General features: G+C 49.3%; 26 protein-coding genes. 11 read left to right on the top strand and 15 right to left on the bottom strand.

The genetic code is table 11. From position 1 onward, the window contains the following. Positions 1–67 precede the first annotated feature (67 nt). Positions 68–1,108: a DUF2804 domain-containing protein gene (locus B2X65_RS01340; protein ID WP_290610053.1), complete on the top strand. Its 1,041-nt coding sequence runs from the start codon at positions 68–70 to the stop codon at positions 1,106–1,108. An 18-nt stretch (positions 1,109–1,126) separates the two neighbouring features. On the opposite strand, the gene rlmF is transcribed toward B2X65_RS01340, so the two are convergent. Then, positions 1,127–2,014, bottom strand: a complete 888-nt coding sequence (rlmF, locus tag B2X65_RS01335; protein ID WP_290610052.1) for a 23S rRNA (adenine(1618)-N(6))-methyltransferase RlmF — start codon at positions 2,012–2,014, stop codon at positions 1,127–1,129. 223 nt (positions 2,015–2,237) lie between these two features. Here rlmF and B2X65_RS01330 point away from each other — a divergent pair, with 223 nt between their 5' ends. Next, on the top strand, positions 2,238–4,175 hold the full coding sequence (locus B2X65_RS01330) for an alpha/beta hydrolase family esterase (RefSeq protein WP_290610051.1): 1,938 nt from the start codon (positions 2,238–2,240) through the stop codon (positions 4,173–4,175). 88 nt (positions 4,176–4,263) lie between these two features. On the opposite strand, the gene B2X65_RS01325 is transcribed toward B2X65_RS01330, so the two are convergent. Further along, entirely contained in the window at positions 4,264–4,680 is a 417-nt protein-coding gene (locus tag B2X65_RS01325; protein WP_290610050.1) for an organic hydroperoxide resistance protein, read from the bottom strand. A gap of 142 nt (positions 4,681–4,822) precedes the next feature. Between B2X65_RS01325 and B2X65_RS01320 the strand changes: the two genes are divergently transcribed. Then, complete coding sequence (locus B2X65_RS01320) at positions 4,823–5,287, top strand: MarR family winged helix-turn-helix transcriptional regulator (protein ID WP_290610049.1); 465 nt, start codon at positions 4,823–4,825, stop codon at positions 5,285–5,287. Positions 5,288–5,291: 4 nt separating this feature from the next. On the opposite strand, the gene B2X65_RS01315 is transcribed toward B2X65_RS01320, so the two are convergent. Beyond that, positions 5,292–6,344: a hypothetical protein gene (locus tag B2X65_RS01315; RefSeq protein WP_290610047.1), complete on the bottom strand. Its 1,053-nt coding sequence runs from the start codon at positions 6,342–6,344 to the stop codon at positions 5,292–5,294. Between the two features lie 199 nt (positions 6,345–6,543). Between B2X65_RS01315 and B2X65_RS01310 the strand changes: the two genes are divergently transcribed. After that, the gene (locus tag B2X65_RS01310; protein WP_290610046.1) at positions 6,544–6,939 is read left to right on the top strand and encodes an MAPEG family protein; all 396 of its coding nucleotides are present in this window, start codon (positions 6,544–6,546) and stop codon (positions 6,937–6,939) included. 27 nt (positions 6,940–6,966) lie between these two features. Here B2X65_RS01310 and B2X65_RS01305 read toward each other — a convergent pair whose 3' ends face one another. Continuing rightward, positions 6,967–7,296, bottom strand: a complete 330-nt coding sequence (locus B2X65_RS01305; protein WP_290610045.1) for a four-helix bundle copper-binding protein — start codon at positions 7,294–7,296, stop codon at positions 6,967–6,969. 263 nt (positions 7,297–7,559) lie between these two features. Here B2X65_RS01305 and B2X65_RS01300 point away from each other — a divergent pair, with 263 nt between their 5' ends. After that, positions 7,560–8,414 (top strand): PA4780 family RIO1-like protein kinase, encoded by an 855-nt coding sequence (locus B2X65_RS01300; protein WP_290610044.1) that lies wholly within the window; start codon positions 7,560–7,562, stop codon positions 8,412–8,414. A 3-nt stretch (positions 8,415–8,417) separates the two neighbouring features. Here the strand turns inward: B2X65_RS01300 and B2X65_RS01295 are convergent, their stop codons facing one another. From B2X65_RS01295 to B2X65_RS01285, 3 genes are all read right to left on the bottom strand, one after another. Continuing rightward, positions 8,418–9,284 (bottom strand): hypothetical protein, encoded by an 867-nt coding sequence (locus B2X65_RS01295; protein WP_290610042.1) that lies wholly within the window; start codon positions 9,282–9,284, stop codon positions 8,418–8,420. Positions 9,285–9,368: 84 nt separating this feature from the next. Beyond that, positions 9,369–9,992, bottom strand: a complete 624-nt coding sequence (locus B2X65_RS01290) for a DUF2799 domain-containing protein (protein ID WP_290610041.1) — start codon at positions 9,990–9,992, stop codon at positions 9,369–9,371. 192 nt (positions 9,993–10,184) lie between these two features. Then, a complete protein-coding gene (locus B2X65_RS01285; RefSeq protein WP_290610040.1) occupies positions 10,185–10,874 on the bottom strand; it encodes an SDR family oxidoreductase in 690 nt (229 codons plus the stop codon). A 278-nt stretch (positions 10,875–11,152) separates the two neighbouring features. On the opposite strand from B2X65_RS01285, the gene B2X65_RS01280 reads away from it, so the two are divergent. Beyond that, positions 11,153–11,713, top strand: coding sequence for a histidine phosphatase family protein (locus B2X65_RS01280; RefSeq protein ID WP_290610039.1), 561 nt, complete (start codon positions 11,153–11,155; stop codon positions 11,711–11,713). 174 nt (positions 11,714–11,887) lie between these two features. After that, entirely contained in the window at positions 11,888–12,553 is a 666-nt protein-coding gene (locus B2X65_RS01275) for a hypothetical protein (RefSeq protein ID WP_290610038.1), read from the top strand. Here the strand turns inward: B2X65_RS01275 and B2X65_RS01270 are convergent. From B2X65_RS01270 to B2X65_RS01255, 4 genes are all read right to left on the bottom strand, one after another. Next, the gene (locus tag B2X65_RS01270) at positions 12,550–12,936 is read right to left on the bottom strand and encodes a TM2 domain-containing protein (protein ID WP_290610037.1); all 387 of its coding nucleotides are present in this window, start codon (positions 12,934–12,936) and stop codon (positions 12,550–12,552) included. The two genes, B2X65_RS01275 and B2X65_RS01270, sit on opposite strands and share 4 nt — an antisense overlap. After that, positions 12,914–13,174: a membrane protein insertion efficiency factor YidD gene (yidD, locus tag B2X65_RS01265; protein WP_290610036.1), complete on the bottom strand. Its 261-nt coding sequence runs from the start codon at positions 13,172–13,174 to the stop codon at positions 12,914–12,916. Before yidD ends, B2X65_RS01270 begins: the two co-directional genes overlap by 23 nt. Position 13,175: 1 nt before the next feature. After that, a complete protein-coding gene (locus B2X65_RS01260) occupies positions 13,176–13,394 on the bottom strand; it encodes a DUF4177 domain-containing protein (protein ID WP_290610035.1) in 219 nt (72 codons plus the stop codon). Between the two features lie 86 nt (positions 13,395–13,480). After that, positions 13,481–13,990 (bottom strand): hypothetical protein, encoded by a 510-nt coding sequence (locus tag B2X65_RS01255; RefSeq protein ID WP_290610034.1) that lies wholly within the window; start codon positions 13,988–13,990, stop codon positions 13,481–13,483. 181 nt (positions 13,991–14,171) lie between these two features. Here B2X65_RS01255 and B2X65_RS01250 point away from each other — a divergent pair, with 181 nt between their 5' ends. Further along, entirely contained in the window at positions 14,172–14,498 is a 327-nt protein-coding gene (locus B2X65_RS01250; RefSeq protein WP_290610033.1) for a YceK/YidQ family lipoprotein, read from the top strand. Here the strand turns inward: B2X65_RS01250 and B2X65_RS01245 are convergent. After that, complete coding sequence (locus B2X65_RS01245; protein ID WP_290610032.1) at positions 14,495–14,731, bottom strand: helix-turn-helix domain-containing protein; 237 nt, start codon at positions 14,729–14,731, stop codon at positions 14,495–14,497. The two genes, B2X65_RS01250 and B2X65_RS01245, sit on opposite strands and share 4 nt — an antisense overlap. Positions 14,732–14,883: 152 nt before the next feature. Between B2X65_RS01245 and B2X65_RS01240 the strand changes: the two genes are divergently transcribed. Together B2X65_RS01240 and B2X65_RS01235 are read left to right on the top strand one after the other, a co-directional pair. Continuing rightward, entirely contained in the window at positions 14,884–15,294 is a 411-nt protein-coding gene (locus B2X65_RS01240) for a nucleotidyltransferase substrate binding protein (protein ID WP_290610030.1), read from the top strand. Then, complete coding sequence (locus tag B2X65_RS01235) at positions 15,287–15,595, top strand: nucleotidyltransferase family protein (RefSeq protein WP_290610029.1); 309 nt, start codon at positions 15,287–15,289, stop codon at positions 15,593–15,595. Before B2X65_RS01240 ends, B2X65_RS01235 begins: the two co-directional genes overlap by 8 nt. A gap of 70 nt (positions 15,596–15,665) precedes the next feature. Here B2X65_RS01235 and B2X65_RS01230 read toward each other — a convergent pair whose 3' ends face one another. Further along, positions 15,666–16,805, bottom strand: coding sequence for a PQQ-dependent sugar dehydrogenase (locus B2X65_RS01230; RefSeq protein WP_290610028.1), 1,140 nt, complete (start codon positions 16,803–16,805; stop codon positions 15,666–15,668). Between the two features lie 178 nt (positions 16,806–16,983). Here B2X65_RS01230 and B2X65_RS01225 point away from each other — a divergent pair, with 178 nt between their 5' ends. After that, positions 16,984–17,127: a DUF3096 domain-containing protein gene (locus tag B2X65_RS01225; protein WP_290610027.1), complete on the top strand. Its 144-nt coding sequence runs from the start codon at positions 16,984–16,986 to the stop codon at positions 17,125–17,127. Between the two features lie 94 nt (positions 17,128–17,221). Here the strand turns inward: B2X65_RS01225 and B2X65_RS01220 are convergent, their stop codons facing one another. Together B2X65_RS01220 and B2X65_RS01215 are read right to left on the bottom strand one after the other, a co-directional pair. Then, the gene (locus B2X65_RS01220; protein ID WP_290610026.1) at positions 17,222–17,920 is read right to left on the bottom strand and encodes a CPBP family intramembrane glutamic endopeptidase; all 699 of its coding nucleotides are present in this window, start codon (positions 17,918–17,920) and stop codon (positions 17,222–17,224) included. A gap of 107 nt (positions 17,921–18,027) precedes the next feature. Continuing rightward, complete coding sequence (locus B2X65_RS01215) at positions 18,028–18,387, bottom strand: helix-turn-helix domain-containing protein (RefSeq protein ID WP_290610024.1); 360 nt, start codon at positions 18,385–18,387, stop codon at positions 18,028–18,030. Between the last annotated feature and the right edge of the window lie 31 nt (positions 18,388–18,418).

Genomic DNA, 18,418 nt, shown 5'->3' with positions numbered 1-18,418 from the left:
AAAAAGGGGTGCGGAGTAACGGCGTAACGTTTAGATTAATCGGCGAATTGTTACTCTCGGAAGCATTATGGCAATCACGGTTCCTTCAGATCCCAGCGCACAACCCCGCCCTTTTAAGCTGATCCAACCTGATGGGCAGCCACAATTTGGTATCTTTAAGCAGCCGGTTACCGAGCTGAACCAGGCAGATTTTATCTACCGTACGCCGATGGACAAGCTCGCCAGCCGGCTGGCACGTTGGGCGCATTATAAGCAATTTCAGTTTGTCAGTATCTGCCACCCCGACTGGATCCTGGCGGCAGCCATTGCCGATATTCGCTACTTGTGTTCTGGTTTTGCCTATTTGTATCAGCGCGAAGATGCCAGCCTAACTGAATTCAAATTGCTGCAACCGTTGTCCCGCAATAGCCGGATGAGTGATTCTCCCACTGCCGGGCTGGCGCGGATTACCGGGGGCGCGAATCGTATCAGTATTCAGCCGCAGGGCTTTAGCTGGCAGCTGACGCTACAAAGCGCTGAGCTCAGTGCTAATTTACACTTAACGCCGGGCGAAGCCGCAGAGCCACTGGCGCTGTGTTTGCCTACCGGTTATAGCGGCTGGACCTACACCCAAAAACACAATGCCTTGCAGGTAAGCGGCGAGATACAACTAAAGCAACAGCCGATAGCGCTAGACAGTGCGCTCGGCGGCTATGATTTTTCAGCAGGTTATATGCGCCGGGAAACCAGTTGGCGTTGGGGCAGTTTAAGTGGCTATGACGGCCAGCACCGGATCGGTTTCAACCTGGCAGCCGGGGTTAATGAAACCGGCGGTACTGAGAACTGTTGCTGGTTAAACGGTAAGCGCTATCTATTACCACCGCTGCAATTTGTGTTTAACCGCCAGCAACCCGATGCATCTTGGCAAGTGTTCAGTCAGTGTGGCACGGTGCAATTACAGTTTATTCCGGCGGTAAAACGCCAAGAGCGGCTTAACCTGGGGCTGCTGGCCAGTAATTTTCGGCAGTATTGTGGCAGCTGGCATGGCACCATCACCCTCTGTGATGGTCAGAAAATCAGTTGCAGCGGTCAGCAGGGGCTGGCGGAGGATCATTTTGCGCGCTGGTAAGCACGTTTTATGGGTCGCTTAAAAACGCCACGCCAGTAAGTGACTGCTTTTCTGTCCCTGCTGCATGTTTATTTGTTTTACCTCCGCTGCACCGGCCTGGCGCGCCTTTGCCAACAATGTTTTCAGATGGCTTTGCTGCGACACCAGACTGCTGAACCAGCCAACCTGGCTGGCAAAGGCCACGCTTTCGCTGATCATCTGGCCAATAAAGGCTAACTCACCACCCGGGCACCATAGCTCGTGTTGCTGGCCGCCAAAATTACGTTGTTGTGGGCTGTCAGCCAGCTTCAGGTTGAATCGTTTGCGCTGATTAGCCGCCGCTGCTTCTACCGCTGAAGCATAAAATGGCGGGTTGCACACCGTTAAAGCAAATTGGTCATCCGGTTTGATGATACCGCGCAAAATAGCATTATTGTCTGGCTGCCGGCGCAGGCTGATCTGGCCTTTTAATGGCGGGTTACTGTCGATAATTAGCTGCGCTGCTTTGAGTGCCACCGTGTCAATGTCGCTGCCAATACAGCGCCAGCCATAACTGCGACTGGCAATTATCGGGTAAATAAGGTTGGCACCACAGCCTATATCCAGCAGGGTAATTTGTTTGCCCGTTGGTACGCCATCCGGCCCGGCCAGCAAATCGGCGGCAGTGTGAATATAATCGGCCCGGCCCGGAATAGGCGGACACAAATACCCCGGCGGTAACTGCCAGTAGTCAACATGATAGTAGTGCTTAAGCAAGGCCGCATTTAAAGCTTGTACTGCCGCCGGCTCACTAAAGTTAATGGTTTGCTCGCCGGCAGGATTTAACACCAGATAGGCTTGTAACGCCGGATAACTGCGGCAAAGCTCCGCTAAATTATAGCGGCCGTGATGCAGGTTACGCGGGTGAAGTTTGGCGGGTTTATTCATAAAAGCTGCTGTTTGCTATGTTGCAGGCAGTTTACGTTATTCCGGGTTTGCTGGCGAGCAGATGCAAAACCGGGGGCAGCACTAAAGTACTAAACCGTTATTGCTGATCGGCTTCTATAGTTGTTGGGCACCCCAGCTTGCTACGGGGAGTCAGAGGTCGAAACAAGGAAAAGTAGCGTCGCTGCGGTGTTCACTTAACCTAAAAAAATAAGGAACTACAGACGTGAAAATTCAGAATCTTAGCCGGGCCAGGCGCATGCTAGCCGGTTTATTGCTCGCCACTGGCTTACTTGCCAGCCCGGCAATAGCAGGCAGCTGGCAACAGAATGTCAGGGTAGGCGGTTTTAATAAAGTGCATTTGTATTCGCCAGACAGCGTATCCGCCATTGGCCAGGGCCGCGGTTTACTGCTGGTGCTGCATGGCTGTACTCAGTCTATTGATGCTTATTTAACTGCCAATTTAACCCAGGCTGCAGAGCAATATGGCCTGGTGATTGCGGTACCTGATGCCATGAACAAAGCCGGTTTTGGTTGCTGGTCTTACTGGCAGGGCACCAAAGCCCGCAGTGCTGGTGACTACAAAAATTTAATTACCCTGGCCAATAATCTGGTTGCTGATGTTAACTACCAGATTGACCCCAATCAGGTGTATATCGCGGGGCTATCCTCCGGTGCTGCTTTTGCCAATACTACCGCTTGCCTGGCACCCGATGTGTTTGCTGGCATGGGTATTAGCGCCGGCCCCAGCATCGGCACCAGTTCAAGCGGTGCTATCGGGCCTTGTGAAACCGCCAATGTCGCTAGCCGCTGTGCTCAGTATGCCGGCAGTTTTTCTGGTCATTTTGACAGCCAGATTGCCTCGATTGCTCAAGGGCGCAACGATACCACCGTTAATTTGTGCTACAACGAGCAAAACGCTAATGGCTTGGCCGATTTATACAATGTATCGCGTCTTAGTGGTGAAAATCTGATCAGTAGTGGCGCTGGCCGCACCGCTGACGAATCATTGTGGCAGGATGGTCGTGTCTCCATGTTGTGGTTTAATAATGTTGATCATGCCTGGTCGGGTGGCCAGGGTGCCAGCGGCTCTTACATTAATGGCAACAGCATTAATTACGCTAGCTATCTGGGCCAGTATTTTCAGGATAATAACCAGCGGGTTAATCGTAACAGTGCACCTGAACTTAGCGGCGTTAGTGTAAACCAGCAAGCCAGCATCGTCACAATAACCGGCAATGCAAACGATGTTGATGGTGATGCTATCACCGTAACGGCCAGCTTTACCGATAGTGTTGGTCAGCAACAGCTGGTAAGCACTGTGCCCGGCTCGTCTGGTGATTTCAGCCTTAACAGCCCGGTATTGGCAGATGACTGGTATCAACTTACTGTCACAGCAGCCGACAGCGGCGGTTTGGTCAGTACCGCTTATACCGAGCAGCTGTTAATTGGTCCGCCGCCGGCGGCTGCGCCACCGGAATTGTCAGAACTGGCTGTGGCAGTAGATGGCCAGTGCGCTGTAATAAGCGGTCGGGTGTTTGACTTAAATCGTAACCTCGATACGGTAGCGGTGGAATTTAACAGCACCACTGTTACCGCCGACATCAGCGGTGATAGGTTTAGTGCACAGCAATGCCAGCTGGCGGGGGGCGAGCAAACAGCCTTAATCACCGCGACCGATGTTGGCGGCTTATTCAGTGCTGAGCCGCTAAGCTTTACTATTGATGCCGGTCAGAATGCCACCCTGGCGCAACATATTAGTGCCGGCCGGCTGGATTATACCAATTATGCTAATTGCTATCTGGAATACAGCACGGCCAGCTTTGTATTACGTGAAAACGTGATCACCGGCAACCAGTGTCGCTGGCAGGATGAAGATGCCAGTTGTTTTGGCCCGGCTCAGACCTGTAGCAGCGCTAATCCGGGCGATGGTGATGATGGTGGTGATAATGACAACCCGCCACCTGCAACCGATTGTGTTGTTTTTACTACCAATAATTACAGCCATAAAGTGGCGGGTCGGGCCTACAGTACCGGCAACTTTTACACGCCAAACTATTTTGCTAACGGCAGTAATGCGGCAATGGCGGGCTCTACCTGGGGGGTGACTACGTTGTCATCGGATGACGGCACTTTCTGGCAAACAGGAGCCTGTCCGCAGTAAAGATCCGCATTAAAGAACCGTAGTAAAGAGCACTACTATAAAGAAAAAAAGCGCAGGCCATAGCCTGCGCTTTTGGTTCAGTCAGTGCTTATACTGAAACGTGCAACCGCACTTCAATATTGCCACGGGTCGCATTTGAATACGGGCACACCTGATGCGCCTGCTCAACCAGCTTATCGGCGGCAGCCTGGTCCATACCCGGCAGTTTTATATATAAATCTACATCTAACCCAAAGCCGCCTTCAATTTTGCCAATGCCCACTTCGGCGGTCAGGCTTAAGTTATCTGGCAGGCTGGTTTTGGTTTTTGCCGAAACGGCCTTTAATGCACCAATAAAGCAGGCAGAATAGCCAGCGGCAAAAAGTTGTTCCGGATTAGTGGCACCGCCATCACCACCAAGCTCTTTCGGGGCAGATAATTTTACATTCAATAAACCATCATCTGATTTTGCTTCGCCGTTACGGCCGCCGGTAGAGGTAACAACTGCTTTATAAAGAATATCCATGGTAACTCCTAAGTTAATGATAAATGCTTCGGTAAGTGACAACACGTTAGCATGCAATAATCTTGTGTGCAAGTTTGTTGTGTACTGCTTAATTGCAAGTCGCTATACTACGCGGCAGTGCTTTGCTAACCCGGACCCTGATATGAGCCTGACTTTACCGCTTGATCAACAATTATGTTTTGCGCTATACAGTGTGTCGAATGCGATGGTGCGACTTTACCGGCCACTGTTGCAGCCGTTCGATTTGACCTACCCGCAGTACGTGGTATTGCTGGCTTTATGGCAGCAGGACAATATCAGTTTGGGTAAGCTCGGGCAGGCCACCTTATTTGATTCTGGCACCTTAACGCCATTAGTCAAAAAGCTGGAGCAAAAGCAATTATTGCAGCGCCTGCCAAGCGCGCATGACGAACGGGTAAAGCAGGTGGTGCTAACCCCTGCTGGTAAAGCCTTGCAGCAAGAAATTAGTGGGGTAATGCAGGCACTGCGCTGCCAGGTAGCAATGGAAGATAATCAGCTGGTGCAGTTACGGCAACTGGCGCAGCAATTACAGCAACAGGTTAGCGCAGCGGCCAGTTGCAGCCCGGCCACGGCTGATAAGCTTTAACCTGCTAACTCAGGTTCTGCAAGACATCCTGGCGCTGCTGCTCGAGTTTTAACAGTCGTTGCTGATAGTCTGTATAGGTCACAGTGCCGGTTGCCATAAACAACTTACCCACCGGATTGCGCAGCCAGCTATACCAGGTGGCGGAAGCAGGTTGATGAGCCTCATCCTGTTGTAGTTGCAGCAGTTGTGTGGCGCGAATGTTTTTAGTGTCTTCTGGTAGCCACAGTGGCCGGGATAGCCAGACCAACAGCATTTCCGAAACACTGCTATCACCAGCCTCTGACGGGGGAATGTCTTTCCAAGCGCTGTATATAATATCAGATCCGTAATGCCATTCACCCGCCATCACCAGTTCAAGGCTCAAGGCTTTATCACTTAAGGCGCTCGCCCAGGCTGCCGGCACCGCTGCCGGGCGTTGCTCTTTGGGCAGTTGCTTGATTATATCGGGAGCAAACTGAAAATGGTGCTTGAGTGCGCCGCTACTGACCATCTTGGTGATCAGACTATTGCTGTTAGTCAACACGGTATGCCAGAACTGGTAATCTGCTTGCAGGGCAGCGTTAACCTGTTCAATGTTGCCGTTCTGAGCTTCCAGCCAGGTTTGCCATAGAAATAAACGCTGGCCATGCAATAGTCCCTGATAGGCAGGTATGCTCTGTATTGTCGGTGGCGGTTCCTGCCATTGTGGGTATTGCAATAACTGCCGATAAAACGCCATTAACTGATGTTGCTCAGCTACCTGCGCCGCTAAGTCAGTTTCGGCATTTAGCGATGCTTTGCAAGCCTCTGCTTCGTTGCACTGGCGATAAAGCTCTTCTAGTGGTCCGCTTAATAAAAGCTCGTTTTTGGCATTGTGGGCAAGGTAATAGTGGTAGCCATTTTGCTCTGCTGGTATCGCATCCTGCTGCAACAGGCTTTGCATATGCAAACTGTCGGCATTGGGTTTAGCGTCCTGCCAGTTAATAACCAGCAGAATTAAATACAAAGCGGTAACCAGCAAAAACAACCCGAGCAAGAGTTTAACGGTGCGTCGGGCCACAGTCTTCAGTACAGCCATGCATTTATTCCCTGATTTAGATATTAGAATTAAGTAATTGTTGCAAAGAGATTATCCCAACCAAGCGGGGAAGTAAATTTACGCTAGCTTTGGCCAGGTGATTTTAAACATCCGGTATCACACAATTTCATATAATTGTGCTTATACTGCTAGCGACCAGCACGGCACCGGGCCTGCTGTAATAATAGGGTATGGCATCATGACAACCGCTTTATACGCCGGCATACTGGCAATCTTGTTTATTGTATTAAGTATCAGGGTTATTAACAGACGAAATCAGTATCAGGTAGCGATAGGCAGTGATGGCCAGATATTACTTGAGCGGGCAATACGAGTGCAGGCTAACTTTGCCGAATACGTACCTTTTGCCCTGTTGCTGATGTTTCTGGCTGAATACAGTGGCCTGGCCGCGGTATATCTGCATATTCTGGGCGTTGCTTTGCTTGTGGGGCGCTTGTCGCACGCTTACGGCGTAAGCCAGCAACAGGAACCATTAAAATACAGGGTCTTTGGTATGATCCTGACCTTCGCAGTACTGTTGCTGGCAGCGCTGGCCATTTTTATGCTGTATGGCAGCAGAGCCCTGCTAAGTTAACTACTAAGCTAACTGGCGAGGCGCTACTCAGGCCGCCATTGCCTGACACGTTTGCGCACAGGTACGACAGGCGTCGGCACATTCCAGACAATGGCTGTGTTGATGCTTACCGCACTCTGTAGCGCACGCTTCACAAAGTGTCGCGCACAGGCGACAGATATCAGCAACATGCTCGCTGCTGCGGGACATCGCTGCTGCAGCTAAACGACATAGCGCAGCGCAATCTATATCGAGCCGGATACAACGTTCCATATCTGCGACACTGTCTTCTTGCAGACAAGCAGTAGAGCAATGGTCGCAGGCATTGGCGCAGGTATTACAGGCATCAATGCAGGTATCATATTTTTCATGTGACATAAAACCTCCAGATAGTAAAAGTTTCTGAACTCTTGCATAAGCAACAGAAGCGAACTTCATGCCAATGCGCCAACTGCTTGCAGCTGTTGGCTTTTTGTTATGGCGACCTTTCACAGACCCGTAAAAAGTTACTGGAGGCAGTAAATATTGCAGGCCTTAGCTACGCTACGTTGGCTTCTTGACCAACTTATTAACTAACTTTTTTCACGTCTGGACCCCGCTGGCATATTCCCTGGCGTTGTTAACTAGGGTATAAGGGCGCTATGAAAATACCGAAACGTATTCAGCCGCTGGTCGACGAAGGTCTGGTGGATGAAGTTATCCGGCCACTGATGAGTGGCAAAGAAGCCTCCGTATATATCGTCCGCTGTGGCGAGGATATTCGCTGCGCCAAAGTTTATAAAGAAGCGGACAAACGTAGCTTTAAACAGGCAGTTCTCTATCAGGAAGGCCGAAAAGGGCGCAATAGCCGCCGGGCCCGTGCTATTGAAAAAGGCTCAAAATTCGGCAGGGCCCAGCAAGAGCAAAGCTGGCAGAACGCCGAAGTAGACGCTTTGTTTAAGTTGGCCAAAGCCGGGGTAAGGGTGCCGCAACCTTATGGCTGTTATGACGGTGTGCTGCTGATGGAACTGGTATGCGATGATGAAGGTATGGTCGCGCCGCGCTTAGGCGATGTTGCTATGGCGGAAGAGATTGCGCTGGCCGATCACGCGACCATGATGCAATACGTGGTAATGATGTTGTGCGAGGGCCTGGTGCATGGCGACTTGTCTGAGTTTAATGTGCTGGTCGACGATTACGGCCCGGTGATTATTGACTTGCCGCAAGCGGTAGACGCCGCCGCCAATAACAATGCCAAATGGATGCTGGAGCGCGATATTAACAATATGCGCGACTACTACGGCCTCTATGCGCCTGAATTACTGAGTACTAACTACGCCGGCGAGATCTGGGCGCTGTACGAAGCCGGCGAGCTTACCCCGGATACCGAATTGACCGGTGAATTTATTGCTGACGAAAGCGCTGCTGATGTGGATTCGGTGCTGGAGCAAATTAAAGCCGCATTTGCCGAAGAGGAAGAACGCCGGGCCCGCGTTGCCGCGGACCAGGACGATTAGTGCTTATTCAGCGGGTTGGTAGTACACAAAAAACAACGTTTGTGCGCCAGGTAACTGCTGTTGCGAACCCGCTTTAGCAGGCTGAATATAAATGTGTGGAATACTGAAAGCCCGGCCAAAATCTCGACTGTAATCAAAATCTACCGGTATATTTTGCATATAAGCGACATCGGTTGCCGCCGATAATGCTGAACGGTGTATCCGGTAGCCGGGTAATTGCTGACGATAAAATTCCAATACCTGGGCTGGGCTTGCCGTTGTTACAAATGAAGCCCCCGGTAAGGTGATGTAACGTTGTTCTGCAATTTCAATGTCGCCCTGGGAGGGGATATTAATCAGTAATTTCGCCTCTGGATACACCGGCAGGGTAACAGATGCTTCTGAGCCCTGGCTGCCTGCAATCATTGCATCTACCATCTGCTGCATGTCAGCAACGCCACGTTGTTGCATTCGCTCAATGATCTGGTCCATCTGACGTTGCTCGGCGGCGGTCGGTTCCCGTTCACCTATCTGCTCATTTAGCGCATCCAGTTCGGCCATTAACGGGTCTTCGTGTTCCTCATCACTGTTTTCACATGCAAGCCAACGGTCCGCTGGCACGCCGCTGCGCTTCACCAGGCTGCTTTTCAGGCAGGCGGTGTGTTGCGGGTCAGGCTCTTCTGCTGCCATGTCTCCCACTCCGCATTCCATCAAGGTTTGCTGGTAGACATTTTTCAGGCGGGCCTGTGGCAGGTCGATACATTCTGCCATCCGGGTCATTTCTCCCATGCTTTCCATCATGGTCAGCATCATATTAATTTGCTGTTCCTGCTGAGCAGAATTGGCCAACACACTGCCACTGAATAGCAATGACACTATTATTTTTTTCACCTTAGGCTCCTTGCTAATAACGCGAGTTAAAATAATAACTCTGGTGTTATTGTAAGGTAAACATATTTTTATAATAAATGCGGTTTAAAGGTGATCCCGCAAACGCTGCTCAGCCTTAATATAAGCCTGCTCAGCCAAATAGGCATCATGCTCCAATGCAGGCAGCAGGTTTATCGCATTACCTAGCTCGGTTTTCAGCATTTCAATGTCATATAATAGCTGCACTCTTTCCTCACGGCTTAAACCGTCTGCCACCAGCAACTCAGTGTTGCTCACGATATCCTGCTCCAGCGCACTAATCAGGCGATGTTGCTTATCGACAGCCGCGCGGGCGAAATTTAAACCACGTTGCAAGTCATATAAGGCTTTGCCATCACGGTAACCCGGCAAAAATTCTGCTTCTAAATCTGGCATGCAACTGTTCTGATAACTTGTTCCCCGTTTACCCACATTAAAGCCATTAACCCGGGTGCAAAAACGCTCTGATCCTGCGCGGTGGCCCAGCCGGTATGCATTCAGCTCAGGGGTGACACCGTGATCGGCACACTCTTGCCGATAAGTAGCGATGGCCGTTTCAGGCTTACCATTGGCGCCGTCTTCAAAGCCAATAGTACGCCAGTCAGCAGTCAGGCACTGCGATTTGTCCATCCCGGCGCAACCCGTCATCAGTAATGCTGTTAACAGCACAAGCCATTTTGAGTCAGTCATAAATATCTCATGGTTAGTATCAGACCGTGCGTATTGCACGTTGTAGCGTAATTGCAAAGTCCTAACTTACCTGTAGCGCGGTTGTATTGGCAAGAAATGATCGCTTAGCCAGGCAGAAACGCCGCAATAAAGCCTGAATTTGCTGTCGCGCTGTCCAGTTTAGTTCGATAGTAATAACGCATTGTGACTTAGTTAATTGGCGGGCATCAGAGTTATTTCCCGCACATCACACCGCGGATTAGCTGAAATAGCAAACATGACGGCATCAGCAATATCTTCCGGCTGTAACTTGTCGGGTTTAGCTTCGTCAAAAAACGGCGTATTCACCATGCCAGGGCAAATGGTGGTGCAGCGGCCGTTCCACTGTTTCATTTCAGCGGCTAAATTCTGGCCAAAGCCATATGCAAACCACTTGGATGCGCCATAGACAGACCCTTGCAGAGTTATTTTGCCTGCCACTGAACTGGTCACAATAAAGTGGCCCTGTGTTTTCTTCAGCGCTGGCAGGCTGGCTTTAGCAGTGAACAACAGGCCATTCACATTGACATCAAGCATGGTTTGCCATTCACTCGGGTCTCCGTCAGCAATGCCTGCGGTATTGACACCCGTGCCGGCATTGGCGAACACCACGTCCAGACGGCCAAACTTATCTATAGCTTTTTGTACCACATGACTAATTTCAGCCAGTTTTGACACATCGGCAGTGACCGCTAATACCTTATCGGTACCCAGACGATCGGCAAGGTCATTTAACTTGTCAGCGCTTCTGGCGGTAATAACCGCTTGGTGTCCCGCGGCGACCACTTTTTGCACCGTTGCTGCACCAATGCCGCTGGAAGCGCCGGTAATCAGTACTACTTTTGCGTTTTTGTCGTTACTCATCGTCGTTGTCCTCTATTAAGCTAAAATTATGCAGGATGTTTAAATAAGACTGCAAAGAGTAAAGCAATACCGATACCACATTCAAAACAGGGCGCAGACCAGTAAAAACCGCTAGTGCAACGATTAGCTGCTACGCTGACGGACGAAGGACGTAATATTTTTAGTATAAGCAGGTAAGTCTTACAGAGCTGTAGTGCACTAGTGTGATGGACATTGTGGTAAACCTGCCACCGCTATCGGCCGTAGCATAGGTAACTTTGAAGCAACAAGGGATGCCAATGAAACTCGTAATAATACTTCTATGCACCTTATTTAGCGGTGTGCTATATGCCAATGATGCGGCTAATGGCGCGGCTTGGGCTGCCTGGCGTGAGGGTAAGGCTGTGCTCATTATGCGCCATGCGTTAGCGCCAGGCACCGGTGATCCGGCAGGTTTTGAGCTGGCTGATTGCAGCACGCAGCGCAATTTAAATAACCAGGGCCGGCAACAGGCAAAAGCCTTTGGGGAGCTACTGCGCCAGCAGGTTGCAGAAGATATTGCAGTATACAGTAGCCAGTGGTGCCGTTGCCTGGAAACAGCTGAATTAATGGCCATCGCCAAGGTACAAGCTATGCCGGCGCTTAATTCTTTTTTTGCTGGCCAGGGCGATCGACAGCAGCAGACGACAGCCTTAGTACAACGGTTTTCCCTGTCTAAGCTGCCGGCACCAACCGTACTGGTTAGCCATCAGGTTAACTTTACCGCTCTGACCGGCTACTTTCCTGCTTCGGGTGAGGCGGCCATTCTGGCGTTACCTCTTACCACCCCTGCAACGGTACTGGCCAGAATAATGCCATGATGGTCTGTCGAATCGCGCTATTATTCTATTAAGTGGTGTTTTTCACCAAATAATGGCGAAAACTTGGAATGGTGCAGACGGGGAGATGGTTTTATCTGTTATTTATTAATGGTTTAACTTGTGGCAGCGCTTTTGCAGTACAAGCAGCAATAAACAACCAATAAGGAAATAACCATGAAATTCTTGAAATTTGCCACTATTACCACCTTCATTGCTGCTGCAGTCATGTATAGCGGCGTCTTTAACAGCGCGGCGGCTGATAGCGCTTTTGGCAATATCGACAAAGTGATGGGCAGTGCTGTGGTCGGCAGCGGTGAGCACTATGGCAATGTGTCACTGGTAAATGGCAGTGTGAAAATGGCCAGCAATAGCAGCGCCAAAACCGTATCGCTGGTAAATGGCGGCATTAAGATGCGTGACGATGTCTTAGTTGATAGTGCTGAAACAGTCAATGGGTCAATTGAAGCCGGCCGTAACTTTACTGTTAATCAAAGCCTTAGCACAGTAAATGGTGCAATTAAGCTGGGCGATAACGCGGTTGTTGCTGGTGATGTCAGTACAGTAAATGGCGATATAACGCTGCAAAGTGCTCAGCTGGCGCAGAATATCAGTACGGTAAATGGTGATATCACCCTGGCAGGCAACACCGTGGTAAAGGGCGATGTGGTATTTAAAAAAGCGGGTAAAAAGAAATCATTTTTTGGCTGGAACAATAATAACAAACCTAGCCTGCATATTGCCGCCGATGCTGTGGTAGAAGGCCAGATTATTCTGGAGCAACCGGTAGAGCTGAAACTGGCCAACCCGGCCATGCAGGCCAAAGTGGTTGAACGCTTTTAAGCCTTCGCTGCTAAGCGCTGCAATAAGCGGCGCATAATCTTATTATTCCAGTCCTGAATAATAATCTGGGCGCGAAACAGCGCCCACAGTTCCACTACACTAATCAGTAGCAGCAAAACAATACCCACTAAAACAAGAGGGGTAAACAGTAAGACCGCCCCAGCAATAAAAACCAGTAAATTAACCAGTCCCCGGCCCCACAGGCCGAGGTAAAAATGGTGCAGACCGGCTAAAAAACACCAGTTCAATGTGGCGTAAGTATCAGGGTCGCGCAGCAGAGGCTTTAACTGCTGGTAAAATATTTTGCGCTGTTCAGCCGGCAGGGCGGCAACCAGCTCGCGCAGCCGTTCTTCTTCGGCATCAACCTGTTGCCGATTCAACATTGCTAATTTCTCCAGCCAGTGGCACCGGTTCTATACATTTACAAAAGCTGTCATGGCGGTTACAACGTTTAATCCGCTGCCAGCCCAGGGCAATGCCTCTGCGCGAACCAAACCGTTTAATAGCGGTGTAAGTGTAAGCGGAGCAACTTGGTTCAAAGTTACAGTCAATGCCAAACCAGCGCATGCCGCCACCGGTTTTACGGTAGCGACGAATTAGCCATAACAATAACCGCTGCATTTTAGCGTCCCAAGGTAACGACCATGGCTTCACGGCTCCAGAACAGCCAGAAACGCTTTTGTTCAATCAGCTGAAACACCACCTGCCAGCCCTGTGCTGCCTGGGCGTTCAGCTCGGCTTCTACCTTTTTTAGCGGTAAACCCGACGCACCCAGAAAAATAGTGCCGCAGCCGCCTTCGGCAATATAAATCATTTTGTACTCTTTAAATGCTGTTGCCATATCACGCTTCCTGTTTCATTGCTTTTAAGAGGTTAGCGCCAAGGTACACGGTATATTTAGCTGTTGGCAAGTTGCACGAGCCACAATTACTTTTTACCAAGCAAAAACAATTGAACTGCACTAACCGGTTGCTTATGTAAGCCGACATGTTTTCTTGCCACGTTAACGGCCACTAGGTAAGCATTCTGGGTTTTAGTTCGTTCGTTGTCGTACAGCGCCTCTTTATCTTTATCAAACATCTCAGCATTTGGGATTTTGGAAATAACACTGGCCAGGTCTGTGGCTTCTGTCAGTAAGTTATCCATAGCCTTAACGACTTCAGCCGGTGCATATATGTATATTTTATTAATATTCTTTTTGCATAATAGTATCTTATCTGCTTGATCGTGAGCGCCATGACCCTCGCAGTAAGCTGCATGATTAATTAATGTATCCAGTGAAGCCAAATATTCAGTAACAGCCTCGCGCTCCAGCTGTTCCTTGTGATATTCAAGATCAATCTCTTTTTGCCGGCGGTAAGTGTCAATACCCAGCCATGCTGTGCCAATAGCCGCAAAAGCCGCAACGATATTGGCAATTGATAAAAGATCAGCCATTTCATTCTCCTTACGAGAAGTATTAAATTCACCACCTCAAGATAGTAGTACAACTTTACCCGGCTGCATTGAAGGTGCAGATAATTGGTAGTCTCCGGTCACCAGTTTGTACCTGATTTTTATTTACTTTAAGTTTACTTAACTCTAAACTCGGCGCTTGCTTAAATACAGGGACGATGCAATGAAAACACTAGGATCAGCATTGATAATACTTAGCCTGACAGGCTGTGCTACGGTAAAAACACTGCCTGCCAGCACAACGCATGTCAGCATTGAGCACGAAGGCAAGCAAAGTTACTGTCAGAGCATACCGCGGATTTACAGCGGCTTTTCCTATAACTTATGCAAGTTTAATGGTGAACCAAGCCGGCAGGTTAACCTGGGTAGTAGCTTTAACAATGTGCCGTTTTTTATTATCGATGGCACCTTCTCCTTCGTCGCCGATACCGCTGTACTGCCTTACACCCTGTATACCCAGACTAAACACGGCAGTATTGATGTTAATTAGCGCTGGGCGTGAGTTGTCCGGTACTGGGCCGGTGTCAGGCCTGTATAGATTTTAAAAGCTTTATAGAAAGATGAGCGGGCGTTAAAACCAACGGCCATAGCAATGGTCAGCACGCTGTCATTTGTTTGTAGCAATAAGTGTTTTGCCGCCGCTATTCTGGCTTCATTAATGTAATCGTAGAACGATTGTTGCAACGTCTGATTGGCAGTTTGGGAATTCTGACCGTGCTGCATACTGTGCCTTATCTGAAAGATGCTTTTGGTTTACTGCAATTATTGTGGTTTTTTTGGTTTGGTGTGATGTTGTTAACTGGTGACAGTGGCAAGCGTAGCATCTCTACGTTAAGCTAACCGACAAACCGCTTTGTTACTTACTGGATTAGCCCATGCCATTGGATATTAGCCCGTTACTTAACGCCATTACCCGTTTGCAGGAAGGTTGGCAGCGCTATCAGTTAGATATCAGCGATATTCAGATCCGTGACGGTCTGGTGCAGCGGTTTGAGTTTACCTATGAAATCAGTCACAAGATGCTGAAACGTTATCTTGAGCACAGTTCCGCGTCTCCTGAACAATTCGACGTGATGCCGTTTGCCGATCTGATACGCAGTGCTAATGAGCAAGGTTTGCTGCAGGGTGACTGGCCCGCCTGGCGCGGCTACCGTGATATGCGCAGCAAAACCAGCCACACCTATGATGAAGATATTGCCCTGCAGGTCGTCGCGGGTATACCGGCTTTTATCAACGAGGCAGAGTTTCTGGTAAGTCAGTTACAACAACGGCTTGCCAATGGTTAAGCCTGCTACCCTGAAAATTACTGAGCAGCAATGGCAGCAGGTAGCTGAGATTCTGCAGCACTATCTGACTGAATACCCGGTATGGGCCTTTGGCTCGCGGGTTAACGGCAAACCCAAGCCTTACTCAGATTTGGATCTCGCCATAATCAGCGAGCAACCTTTACCACTGTCACTGCTGGCCGAAGTAGCCGAAGCCTTTAGTGAATCAGATTTACCCTGGAAAGTAGATTTAGTCGATTGGGCCACAACGTCAGAGCGGTTCCGGCAGGTTATCCAGCAACAAAAGCTGGTGGTTAATTAAAGTGAAAAAGGGGCGTGACAGTTAAGTTGAATGGGCTTCAACTCCCAATGTCATGCGCCCCATTTTTTCATTACCGGGGTTTCGGCGTTAACTTCAGCAGGCGTCCTTTGCTTTGTGCACGCTCATCTTCCAATACCCAAAGCGCACCATCCGGGCCCTCGCTAACGGCACGGATACGGGCACCCATTTCATAACGCTCTACTTCGGTTGCTTTTTCGCCATTGAACTTAATGCGTACTATAGCCTGGGATGACAGACCTGCCGCTAAGGCATCACCGCGCCAGTTAGCAAAAAGCTTGCCTTGGTAAACTATCATATCGGCCGGTGAAATCACCGGTGTCCAGCTGATTGCTGGTACTGCAAACTCGGGCCGGGTGCTGTGGTCGGGGATAGCCCGGCCATCATAGTGTTTGCCATTCGAGACTTCCGGGTAGCCATAATTAGCGGCCCGTTTAATTAAATTAAGCTCATCGCCGCCAGCGGGGCCCATCTCAATTACCCACAATTTGCCATTCAAATCGAACGCCATACCCAGTGGGTTGCGATGGCCCAGTGACCAAATCTGCGGATAAATAGCTTCGTCGTCGACAAACGCATTGTCCTGCCGGTAATGAACAAAGGGGTTGTCTTTAGGCACCGAACCATCGTCATGTAAACGCAAAATTTTACCCATAGATGATTGCATATCCTGGGCAGGAGTGAATTTCTGGCGGTCACCTGAGGAAATCCACAAATACTTGTCATTATCAAACAGCAGGCGATGACCATAGTGGCCATAGCCCAGTACTTTGGGGTACTGGCGCCAGATTACCTGCAGGTTTTGCAGCGAGCTTCTGCGCCCTTCTTCAACTAAAGTACCGCGCGCCACGGCTGCTCCGCGCACCCCGCCAATACCGGCTTCGGCATAGCTGAGATAAACCAGCTTATTGCTGGCAAAGTCCGGATGCAATGCGACATCGCCCAGGCCACCCTGGCCGCCGTAATCCACATCCGGCATACCGCCGACCAGCGATTTCTCTCCTTGCTGGCTGACAATGAGCAGTCGCCCTTTCTTTTCCGTGACCAGCATGCGGCCATCCGGCAAAAAGGCCATCGACCATGGCTCATCAAATTGACTGATTTCCTCAACCTTGAACGGCAGGTTATCCTGTGCCGATGCAAAGCATGTGATAAATATACCGATAAGAAGCGCAACTAGCTGTCGGCGCATAAAATAGCTCCTGCCTGTAATTAATAAGTCAGCAGTCAGTATAGCAAAGCTATCGCGACCTGCTTTGCAGTTGCACGCTCAGTGGCGTGTTGCAGTGAAATGGATTGCTATAATCGATGCTTGGTCGCACAATGATTTTGTTAAGCGAGACTAACATTCATCATAAAAGGAAAGGATTATGACGCTGCATATTGAACTTATTCCAATACTCTCGATCATTGCCGGTATTTTGATATTGATTAAGCCGAAAATTTTGAACTATGTTGTGGCTATCTATCTTATCGCCGTAGGTGTTATTCAGCTTTTTGGTCTGAGAATTTAGTGCCCGCCTCCTGTCCGGCGTAATAGCCGGGCAGCAGATCAAAGACAAACACAACTGAGTAACAATTTGATCTGACCCCTAAAGTTCCCTAGCTTTAAGGCCCTGAGCTGACACCCTCTTCACGGACTTTTTTCGTTAGAACCCAAAACACCAGGAGAACCAGAGTTGCTGGCACCAGCAGACTGGTAATTAGCTGTTCGTGCATACTCATTGCTGCTGGCTCTTCCGGATGTGGAAGAAGTAACTGCGCCCCGACAGGGCCATTTGAGAAAATTGTTATTGAGACGATGTTCCAACCAAGGTGCAATGCAATCGGTAGCACCACTGACTTAGTCAGGGCGAACGAGTACGCCAGCATCAGACCAAAAGAGCCTGTAAGTAAGAGAACATAAGCCATTGGGACAACAGACCCAAATACACCGTAAGAAAACCAATGGTAGACACCGAAGACCGAGGCCGATAAAAAGCAGGCTTTTCTGACACCAAAAAACTCAATGGCCTTGTAGAGCAAATAGCCACGAAAAACTAACTCTTCATAGAGCACAGAGTTGATGTTCCAGCGCAGGCTTTCGAGCAAAATAGTACCGTTGAAATCAGGGCTTCTTACCCATTTGAACTCAGAAAAATACGAGATAAGAAGAAACTGAATTGAAGCAAAAATTCCGGCAACCATTAGTCCGCATACAAACTCTGCTGTTCGTTGTGACGGCTTGTTAAAGCCCAAAACGGACAAAGGACGACGTTGTACCCGAAGAAGAATCCACGAAATTATGATGAGTATCGGTCCGATCATTTCATTGGTCTTTGATTAGATCAAAAGGGTTAGTTGCGTTGATTCTGGAAAGCAGTTGCAAGACGCAAAGCCTGACCCTCGTGTCCGTGATCCTCGTATCCGCACTGTCATCTGATAAACGCTTTATATAAGCGCTTCACTTTATCAATTGCCTTTCTCTCGACGGGCAAAAGTGGATCTTGCAAACCTTTTTGTGGACCTTTAACGATTAATCGAGCCAATTCAACTGCGTCTTGCTCTTTTTTTGTTAGCTTAGATTGTTCTTCAGTATGTTGTTCATTCATAATTTTATCCTGCATAAGAGTGTGAGTAGAAACTTCAAATACAGCAGCAATACATTTTAGGGACTCCAATCCAGCACTCTGGCCGCTCTCTATTCTCTGAATAGTACGAGTACTGAGTCCTGAATGGCGAGCCAGATCTTCTTGAGTCCATCCTTTTGCTTGACGTCGTTGTTGAATATCCATGTATTTTCCCTTTGCAACTGTACAACTCTTT

This window comes from Arsukibacterium sp. UBA3155, assembly GCA_002364615.1.
In the GTDB taxonomy this organism is placed as follows: domain Bacteria; phylum Pseudomonadota; class Gammaproteobacteria; order Enterobacterales; family Alteromonadaceae; genus Alishewanella.
This window is presented reverse-complemented; position numbering and strand designations above follow the sequence as displayed.

Coding starts and splice junctions, on each gene's coding strand:
- rlmF (WP_290610052.1), bottom strand. CDS start 2,014: ATGAATAAACCCGCCAAACTTCACCCGCGTAACCTGCATCACGGCCGC.
- yidD (WP_290610036.1), bottom strand. CDS start 13,174: ATGCAGCGGTTATTGTTATGGCTAATTCGTCGCTACCGTAAAACCGGT.
- B2X65_RS01340 (WP_290610053.1), top strand. CDS start 68: ATGGCAATCACGGTTCCTTCAGATCCCAGCGCACAACCCCGCCCTTTT.
- B2X65_RS01310 (WP_290610046.1), top strand. CDS start 6,544: ATGACAACCGCTTTATACGCCGGCATACTGGCAATCTTGTTTATTGTA.
- B2X65_RS01220 (WP_290610026.1), bottom strand. CDS start 17,920: ATGATCGGACCGATACTCATCATAATTTCGTGGATTCTTCTTCGGGTA.
- B2X65_RS01235 (WP_290610029.1), top strand. CDS start 15,287: ATGGTTAAGCCTGCTACCCTGAAAATTACTGAGCAGCAATGGCAGCAG.
- B2X65_RS01280 (WP_290610039.1), top strand. CDS start 11,153: ATGAAACTCGTAATAATACTTCTATGCACCTTATTTAGCGGTGTGCTA.
- B2X65_RS01270 (WP_290610037.1), bottom strand. CDS start 12,936: ATGTTGAATCGGCAACAGGTTGATGCCGAAGAAGAACGGCTGCGCGAG.
- B2X65_RS01250 (WP_290610033.1), top strand. CDS start 14,172: ATGAAAACACTAGGATCAGCATTGATAATACTTAGCCTGACAGGCTGT.
- B2X65_RS01290 (WP_290610041.1), bottom strand. CDS start 9,992: ATGACTGACTCAAAATGGCTTGTGCTGTTAACAGCATTACTGATGACG.
- B2X65_RS01320 (WP_290610049.1), top strand. CDS start 4,823: ATGAGCCTGACTTTACCGCTTGATCAACAATTATGTTTTGCGCTATAC.
- B2X65_RS01275 (WP_290610038.1), top strand. CDS start 11,888: ATGAAATTCTTGAAATTTGCCACTATTACCACCTTCATTGCTGCTGCA.
- B2X65_RS01285 (WP_290610040.1), bottom strand. CDS start 10,874: ATGAGTAACGACAAAAACGCAAAAGTAGTACTGATTACCGGCGCTTCC.
- B2X65_RS01225 (WP_290610027.1), top strand. CDS start 16,984: ATGACGCTGCATATTGAACTTATTCCAATACTCTCGATCATTGCCGGT.
- B2X65_RS01325 (WP_290610050.1), bottom strand. CDS start 4,680: ATGGATATTCTTTATAAAGCAGTTGTTACCTCTACCGGCGGCCGTAAC.
- B2X65_RS01315 (WP_290610047.1), bottom strand. CDS start 6,344: ATGGCTGTACTGAAGACTGTGGCCCGACGCACCGTTAAACTCTTGCTC.
- B2X65_RS01245 (WP_290610032.1), bottom strand. CDS start 14,731: ATGCAGCACGGTCAGAATTCCCAAACTGCCAATCAGACGTTGCAACAA.
- B2X65_RS01230 (WP_290610028.1), bottom strand. CDS start 16,805: ATGCGCCGACAGCTAGTTGCGCTTCTTATCGGTATATTTATCACATGC.
- B2X65_RS01260 (WP_290610035.1), bottom strand. CDS start 13,394: ATGGCAACAGCATTTAAAGAGTACAAAATGATTTATATTGCCGAAGGC.
- B2X65_RS01305 (WP_290610045.1), bottom strand. CDS start 7,296: ATGTCACATGAAAAATATGATACCTGCATTGATGCCTGTAATACCTGC.
- B2X65_RS01300 (WP_290610044.1), top strand. CDS start 7,560: ATGAAAATACCGAAACGTATTCAGCCGCTGGTCGACGAAGGTCTGGTG.
- B2X65_RS01215 (WP_290610024.1), bottom strand. CDS start 18,387: ATGGATATTCAACAACGACGTCAAGCAAAAGGATGGACTCAAGAAGAT.
- B2X65_RS01255 (WP_290610034.1), bottom strand. CDS start 13,990: ATGGCTGATCTTTTATCAATTGCCAATATCGTTGCGGCTTTTGCGGCT.
- B2X65_RS01240 (WP_290610030.1), top strand. CDS start 14,884: ATGCCATTGGATATTAGCCCGTTACTTAACGCCATTACCCGTTTGCAG.